A 7753-nucleotide genomic window follows, 5' to 3' on the forward strand; every position below is an offset into this window, starting at 1 on the left:
GTCTTCTACGAGGTCCTCGTCCGCTCCTTCCAGGACAGCAACGGCGACGGCATCGGCGACCTGAAGGGCCTGACCGCCAAACTCGACTATCTGCAGTGGCTGGGCGTCGACTGCCTGTGGCTGCCCCCCTTCTTCAAGTCCCCGCTCAGGGACGGCGGTTACGACGTCTCCGACTACACCGCCGTACTCCCCGACTTCGGCGACCTGGCCGACTTCGTGGAGTTCGTCGACGCCGCCCACCAGCGCGGCATGCGCGTGATCATCGACTTCGTGATGAACCACACCAGCGACCAGCACCCGTGGTTCCAGGAGTCCCGCAAGGACCCCGACGGCCCCTACGGCGACTACTACGTCTGGGCCGACGACGACAAGCAGTACCAGGACGCGCGGATCATCTTCGTCGACACCGAGGCCTCCAACTGGACGTACGACCCGGTGCGCAAGCAGTACTACTGGCACCGGTTCTTCTCCCACCAGCCGGACCTGAACTACGAGAACCCGGCGGTGCAGGAGGAGATCCTGGCCGCCCTCCGCTTCTGGCTGGACCTCGGCATCGACGGCTTCCGGCTGGACGCGGTGCCGTACCTGTACCAACAGGAGGGCACCAACTGCGAGAACCTTCCGGCCACGCACGCCTTCCTCAAGCGCGTACGCAAGGAGATCGACGCGCAGTACCCCGACACGGTGCTGCTGGCGGAGGCGAACCAGTGGCCGGAGGACGTGGTCGACTACTTCGGCGACTACGCCGCCGGCGGCGACGAGTGCCACATGGCCTTCCACTTCCCCGTCATGCCGCGCATCTTCATGGCCGTGCGGCGGGAGAGCCGCTACCCCGTCTCCGAGATCCTCGCCAAGACCCCCGCCATCCCCTCGAAGTGCCAGTGGGGCATCTTCCTGCGCAACCACGACGAGCTGACCCTGGAGATGGTCACCGACGAGGAGCGCGACTACATGTGGGCCGAGTACGCCAAGGACCCCCGCATGCGCGCCAACATCGGCATCCGCCGCCGCCTGGCGACCCTGCTGGACAACGACCGCAACCAGATCGAGCTCTTCGGCTCCCTGCTGCTCTCCCTGCCCGGCAGCCCGATCCTGTACTACGGCGACGAGATCGGCATGGGCGACAACATCTGGCTCGGCGACCGCGACGCGGTACGCACCCCCATGCAGTGGACCCCGGACCGCAACGCCGGCTTCTCCTCCTGCGACCCCGGCCGCCTGTTCCTGCCCACGATCATGGACCCGGTCTACGGCTACCAGGTCACCAACGTCGAGGCGTCGATGTCCTCGCCCTCCTCGCTGCTGCACTGGACCCGCCGCATGATCGAGATCCGCAAGCAGAACCCCGCCTTCGGGCTGGGGTCCTACCGGGAGCTCCCCTCGTCGAACCCCGCGGTCATCGCGTTCCTCCGGGAGTACGAGGACGACCTGGTCCTGTGCGTCAACAACTTCTCCCGCTTCCCCCAGCCCACCGAGCTGGACCTGAGTGCCTTCCGCGGCCGGCACCCGGTCGAGCTGTTCGGCGGGGTGCGCTTTCCGGCCATCGGAGAACTGCCGTACCTGCTAACACTGGCGGGGCACGGCTTCTACTGGTTCCGTCTGCGCAGGGACGCGGCCGTCTAGTCCGACCCGGGTGGGGCGGTTTCCTCCACCCCACCCGTGGGCACGCGTCAGTCACACCCGACCAGCGATTGGACGCGACGCCATGTCGGAAGCCATGCCGGAAGCCGTCACACGCTCTGTCACCGTCGGCGGTCCCGGCCTGCTCGCCTCGGTGGAGCCGCTGCTGCGCGAGTGGATGCCGCGGCAGCGCTGGTTCGCGGGCAAGGGACGTCCGGTCACGGGCTTCTCGCTGGTCGCCGCCACCGAACTGCTGCCGGTCGTCGACGGGAAGCTCGGCCTGTACCACCTGCTCGTCCGCGCCCAGCAGCCGTCGGCGAACGTGTCGGGCGCCGCGTCGCACCCCGGCGACTGCTACCAGCTGCTCATAGGCGTGCGCGAGGCGCTGCCCCCGCGGCTGGCGCCCGCGCTGATCGGCCATGTGCACGAGGGTCCGCTCGCCGGACGCACGGTGTACGAGGCCCTGTACGACACCCGGCCCGCCGAGGTGATCCTGGAGGCGCTGCGCACCCGGGCCCGCATCGGCGGGCTGCGTTTCGAGCGGCGGGAGGAGATACGCCCCGACCTGGTCCCCCGGCTGGTGACCGCCGAGCAGTCCAACTCGTCGGTCGTCTACGGCGACACGTTCATCCTCAAACTGCTGCGCCGGGTGGTGCCCGGCGTCAACCCCGACCTGGAGCTGCCGCTGGCCCTGGCCCGCGAGGGCTGCCCCCGGGTGCCGCCGCCGACGGCGTGGATGACGGCGCAGGTGGACGGCGAGCCGTACGTCCTCGGGGTGCTCCAGCCCTTCGTGCAGGGCGCCTCGGACGGCTGGGAGCTGGCGCTGCGCGAGCTGGCCAAGGGCGAGGACTTCAGCGCCGAGGCGCGGGCGCTGGGCCGCGCCACCGCCGAGGTGCACACCGCGCTGGCCCGCGCGCTGCCCACGGCCACGCTCGGCCACACCCAGATGCAGTCCATGGTGGCGGGCATGACCGAGCGGCTGGAGGCGGCCGCGCAGGCGGTGCCCGCGCTGGGGCCGTACGTCCCCGGGCTGCACTCCGCGTTCGAGGCACTGGCCGACCTGGCGGCCGAGGGCCACACCTGGACCGCCCAGCGCATCCACGGCGACCTGCACCTCGGGCAGTGCCTGCGCTCCCCCTCCGGTGAGTGGTGGCTGATCGACTTCGAGGGCGAGCCGGCCAAGCCGCTGGCCGAGCGGCGGATGGCCCAGCCGGTGGTACGGGACGTGGCCGGGATGCTGCGCTCCTTCGACTACGCGGCGCACTCGGCGGGCGGCCCGCCGGCACCGGAGTGGGCGGCAGCCTGCCGGGCCGCGTACTGCACCGGATACGCCGAGGTCAGCGGGGTCGACCCGCGCACCGACCCGGTCCTGCTGCGCGCCTGCGAGACGGACAAGGCGATCTACGAGGTCGTCTACGAGGCCCGGCACCGGCCCGACTGGCTCCCGGTGCCGCTGTCCGCGGTGCGCCGCCTGGCCGGTCCCGACTCCGTCTGAACCCCACCCCCTACCGCACCTGACCTGCGCCGAGGAGGCTCCGCCCGTGACCCCCCGCCCCCCGTCCAGCGGTTCGGATCCGAGGAAGACGGCCGAGGCCGCCGATGTCGAGCAGCCGACGACCGCGAAGAAGAGCGCCGCTCGGAAGACGGCGAAGAAGGCGGCGCCGCCGGAGAAGGCCGCCACGGCCAAGAAGGCGCCCGCGAAGAAGACGGCCGCGAAAAAGGCCGCAGCCAAGAAGGCGGTGGCGAAGAAGACCGCCACGAAGACGACGGCCACGAGGACGACGGCCACGAAGACCGCCGCGAAGAAGACCGCCGAGAAGGCGGTGGCGAAGAAGACCGCCACGAGGGCCGCCGCCGAGAAGGCACCGGCGAAGAAGACCCCGACGAAGGCGCCGTCCGCACCGGAGCCGCCGGTCACGCCCGTGGTGCCCGAGCCCTTCGCCGCGCCCCCGGCGGAGGCCGTGCCCGGGGTCGACCTCGTCCCCGTCGGGGCCGCCGACCGGGAGCGGCTGCTCGGCGGCACGCACCACGATCCGCACTCCGTGCTGGGGGCGCACCCCGTGCCCGGCGGGGTCGCCCTCCGGGCGTTCCGGCCGTACGCGCTCGGCGTCGGCGTGGTCGTCGGGGAGCGGCGGACCGAGCTGAACGACGACGGGGACGGGTTCTTCTCCGGCCTGCTGCCGCTGCGGGACGTACCGGAGTACCGGCTGGAGGTGGCGTACGAGGGGACGGTGCAGCACACCGCGGACGCCTACTCCTTCCTGCCCACGCTCGGCGAGCTGGACCTGCACCTGATCGGCGAGGGCCGGCACGAGCAGCTGTGGAGGGCGCTCGGGGCGCACCCGATGACCCTGCGGGGCGTGAGCGGCACCCGGTTCGCGGTGTGGGCGCCCAACGCCCGGGGGGTGCGGGTGGCCGGCTCCTTCAACTTCTGGGACGGCACCGGGTTTCCGATGCGCTCGCTCGGCTCGACGGGTGTGTGGGAGCTGTTCGTGCCCGGCATCGGCGAGGGCGAGCTGTACAAGTTCGAGATCACCCGGCCGGACGGCTCGAGGACGCTGCGCGCCGACCCGCTGGCCCGCCGTACCGAGGTGCCGCCGGCCACCTCGTCCGTCGTCCACGCCTCGCACCACGAGTGGGGCGACGAGGAGTGGCTGGCTCGCCGGGCCGAACGGCCGGCGCACGAGGCGCCGTTCTCGGTGTACGAGGTCCATCTGCCGTCCTGGCGGCCGGGCCTGACGTACCGTCAGCTCGCCGAGCAGCTCCCGGGGTACGTCAAGGAGCTCGGCTTCACCCACGTGGAGCTGATGCCGGTCGCCGAGCACCCCTTCGGCGGCTCCTGGGGCTACCAGGTCACCGGCTTCTACGCGCCCACCGCGCGCCTGGGCACACCGGACGACTTCAAGTACCTGGTCGACGCCCTGCACCGGGCGGGCATCGGGGTCCTGATGGACTGGGTGCCGGCGCACTTCCCGCGGGACGACTGGGCGCTGGCCGAGTTCGACGGGCGCCCGCTGTACGAGCACGCCGACCCGCTGCGGGCCGCGCACCCGGACTGGGGCACCCTGGAGTTCGACTTCGGCCGCCGCGAGGTGCGCAACTTCCTCGTCGCCAACGCCCTGTACTGGTGCGAGGAGTTCCACATCGACGGCCTGCGCGTGGACGCGGTCGCCTCCATGCTCTACCTGGACTACTCGCGCGAGCCGGGCCAGTGGACGCCGAACGAGCACGGCGGCCGGGAGAACCTGGACGCGGTGGCGTTCCTGCAGGAGATGAACGCGACCGTGTACCGCGAGGTGCCGGGCGTGGTCACCGTCGCGGAGGAGTCGACGGCCTGGGACGGGGTCACCCGGGCCACCCACCACCGGGGCCCGAGCGGTTTCGGCGGCCTGGGCTTCGGGCTGAAGTGGAACATGGGCTGGATGCACGACTCGCTGCAGTACATGAGCCACGACCCCGTCCACCGCAGGTACCACCACGGCGAGATGACGTTCTCGATGGTGTACGCCTACAGCGAGAACTACGTCCTGCCGATCTCCCACGACGAGGTGGTGCACGGCAAGGGCTCGCTGGTGTCGAAGATGCCCGGCGACTGGTGGCAGCAGCGTGCCAACCTGCGTGCCTACCTGGGCTTCATGTGGTCCCACCCGGGCAAGCAACTCCTCTTCATGGGGCAGGAGTTCGCGCAGGGTTCGGAGTGGTCCGAGGTCCGCGGCCCCGACTGGTGGCTGCTCGACCCGGCGTACGGCGCGGAGGCCGACCACCGGGGCGTGCGGGACCTGGTCCGCGACCTCAACGCCGTCTACCGCGCCACCCCCGCCCTGTGGGCGCGGGACGTCCACCCCGACGGCTTCCAGTGGATCACCGGGGACGCGGCGGACGACAACGTCTTCGCCTTCCTGCGCCACGACGCCGACGGCACCCCGCTGCTCGCGGTGTCCCACTTCGCCCCGGTCGTCCGCCCCGACTACCGCATCGGCGTCCCCGACGACGTGCCCGCCTGGGTGGAGGTCCTGAACACCGACGCGGCCCGCTACGGCGGCAGCGGCGTCGTCCACCCGGACCCGGTCAAGCCGGAGCCGCAGGGACGGCACGGCCGGCCGGCGAGCATCCGGCTGACCCTGCCACCCCTGGCGACGGTGTGGCTGCGGCCGGCCTGACCGGCGCGCCCGGACCGGTCAGGCCAGGGCGTCCGCCAGGGCCTTCGGCAACTCGCCGGTGTGCAGTACACCGAGGCGCTGCGTGGCCCGGGTCAGGGCCACGTACAGGTCGCTCGTGCCGTAGCGGCCCGGTTCGACCACCAGGACCGAGTCGAACTCCAGGCCCTTGGCCTGGCGCGGGTCGAGCAGGACGACCGCCCGGGTGAGGTCGGGCTCGGCGCCGGCCGTGACCCCGTCCAGCCGGGCGGCCAGGCGGCGGTGCAGGTCGCGCGGGGCGATCACGGCGAGCCGGCCCGTGGGGGCACCTCCCTGCTCGAGCGAAGCCGAGAGCTTGGGGGACGGGGTGAGTTCGGCGACGGCCTTCTCCACCGCGCCGGGCAGGTCGTCGGTGGCGCGCACCCAGGGCCGTACGCCGGTCGAGCGGACCGAACCGGGCGGCTGGAAGCCGGGGTTCTCCGCCCGGACCACGGCCGCCGCCACGTCCATGATCTCGGCGGGGGTGCGGTAGTTGACGCCGAGGCGGGTGTGCTCCCAGCGGTCCTCGACGTACGGCTGGAGGATGTCCGCCCAGGCGCCGACGCCGGCCGCCTCCGAAGTCTGCGCGGGGTCGCCGACCAGGGTCATGGAGCGGGTCGGGTTGCGCCGCATCAGCAGCCGCCACGCCATCGGTGACAGCTCCTGTGCCTCGTCGACGATGATGTGCCCGAACGCCCAGGTGCGGTCGGCCGCCGCGCGCTCGGCGGCGCCGCGGTGGTCGTCCTCCTCCTGTCGTTCGGCGAACCGCTCGGCGTCGATGATGTCGTGCGCGGACAGCACCTCCGAGTCCTCGTCGTCCATGTCCTCGAACTCGTAGGTCCGGGAGGCGTACGACACGTCGAGCACGCCCTGGGCGTAGGCGACCTGGGTCTCGCGTTCGCGTGCGGCGCGGGCGCGGGCCAGGCGGTCGTCCTCGCCGAGCAGTTCGGCGGCCTCGTCGAGGAGGGGGACGTCCGCCACGGTCCACGCACGGGTCACCGGGCGGCGGATCGCGTCCGCGTCCGCGTCGCCGACGTATCCCTCCGGGTCGGCCAGGAAGTCCGCGACCAGCCGCTGCGGGGTCAGCCGGGGCCACAGCTGGTCGATGGCCGACCAGACCTCGGGGTTCTCGGCGAGGTCGTCACGGATCTGGGTGATGTCGCTGGGGTCGAGGAGGTTGGAGCCGTCGTAGGGGTCGGTTCCGATGCGCTCGGCGACCATGTCGGTGAGCGTGTTGAGGATGTACCCCTCGAAGTACTCGCGGGCCACGTTGTGCGGCAGCTTCGCGGCGCGGGTGCGCTCTCGGGCGACACTCACCAGGTCGTCGTCGAGCATCAGGACCTCGCGGTCGTGCTCGATGGCGACGACCGGGTCGGGCAGCGCCTGCCGGTCCCGTACGACGGCGGCGAGCACGTCGGCCATGTCGGCGCGGCCCTTCACGGCGGCCGCCTCGGGGGTGTCGGTGGCCGTCGCCCTCACCCCGGGGAACAGCTCGCCGACGGTGGCCAGCAGCACGCCGGTCTCGCCGAGGGAGGGCAGCACCTCGCCGATGTAGCCGAGGAAGGCCGGGTTGGGGCCGACGACGAGGACCGCGCGCCTGGCGAGCAGTTCGCGGTGCTCGTACAGCAGATACGCCGCCCGGTGCAGGGCGACCGCGGTCTTGCCGGTGCCCGGTCCGCCCTCCACCACCAGCACTCCGCGGTGCGGGGCGCGGATGATGCGGTCCTGGTCGGCCTGGATGGTCCGCACGATGTCGCCCATCCGGCCGGTGCGCGCGGAGCTGAGCGCGGCCAGCAGGACGGCGTCGCCGGTCGGGTCCTCGTGGCCGGTGCGGGTGGTGTCGCCGAGGTCGAGGATCTCGTCGTGCAGGGCGCTGACCCGGCGGCCCTCGGTGGAGATGTGCCGGCGGCGGCGCAGGCCCATCGGGGTGTGGCCGGTGGCCAGGTAGAACGGGCGGG

The 7753-nt window shown here is 72.3% G+C and carries 4 protein-coding genes; 3 read left to right on the top strand and 1 reads right to left on the bottom strand.

Annotated elements, in window-relative coordinates; translation table 11 throughout:
* From treS to glgB, 3 genes are all read left to right on the top strand, one after another.
* Nucleotides 1-1623 (top strand): maltose alpha-D-glucosyltransferase (gene treS / locus RH94_RS18915; protein WP_073948728.1); only part of this gene is annotated, 1623 nt, incomplete at its 5' end.
* Nucleotides 1624-1717: 94 nt separating this feature from the next.
* A complete protein-coding gene (locus RH94_RS18920) occupies nt 1718-3115 on the top strand; it encodes a maltokinase N-terminal cap-like domain-containing protein (protein WP_073948800.1) in 1398 nt (465 codons plus the stop codon).
* 46 nt (nt 3116-3161) lie between these two features.
* Complete coding sequence (glgB, locus tag RH94_RS18925; protein ID WP_073948729.1) at nt 3162-5780, top strand: 1,4-alpha-glucan branching enzyme; 2619 nt, start codon at nt 3162-3164, stop codon at nt 5778-5780.
* Between the two features lie 18 nt (nt 5781-5798).
* On the opposite strand, the gene RH94_RS18930 is transcribed toward glgB, so the two are convergent.
* A partial coding sequence (locus tag RH94_RS18930; protein ID WP_234425874.1) for a HelD family protein occupies nt 5799-7753 on the bottom strand: 1955 nt, incomplete at its 5' end.

This window comes from Streptomyces kebangsaanensis, from assembly GCF_001906585.1.
Classification (GTDB): Bacteria; Actinomycetota; Actinomycetes; order Streptomycetales; family Streptomycetaceae; genus Streptomyces; species Streptomyces kebangsaanensis.